The organism is Aquitalea sp. ASV15, assembly GCF_016429115.1.
GTDB classification, from domain to species: Bacteria; Pseudomonadota; Gammaproteobacteria; order Burkholderiales; family Chromobacteriaceae; genus Aquitalea; species Aquitalea magnusonii.
Window position 1 is genome coordinate 1 of the sequence record NZ_JAELTZ010000157.1, and the last position, 341, is coordinate 341.

Consider the following 341-nt stretch of genomic DNA (forward strand, 5'->3'; position numbering starts at 1 on the left):
GAGTGGTCTGGCGGACGGGGCCATCACCGTCAAGGCCGACGTCACCAGCGTGGCCGGCAACCCGGCCAGCGCCAGCGTCAACGACAGCAAGGACACCACCGCCACCATCACCATCGGCAACGATGGCAGCGGCGGCGATCACGTCTACAACAAGGCTGAAAGCAGCGCGGTGGTGGTCAGCGGCAGCACCGGCAGCGTCGAAGCCGGCCAGACCGTTACCGTCACCTTTACCGACAGCGCCAACCACGTGGTCACCACCACGGCGACCGTGGCAGCCAATGGCAGCTGGACCGTTCCGGCCAGCAGCCTGAGCGGCCTGGTGGATGGCCCGGTAACGGTGA

The 341-nt window shown here is 67.4% G+C and carries 1 protein-coding gene; it reads left to right on the forward strand.

Annotation, left to right across the window (positions count from 1 at the left end; translation table 11 throughout):
* A partial coding sequence (locus JHD64_RS21300) for a hypothetical protein (RefSeq protein ID WP_199055634.1) occupies positions 1 to 341 on the forward strand: 341 nt, incomplete at both ends.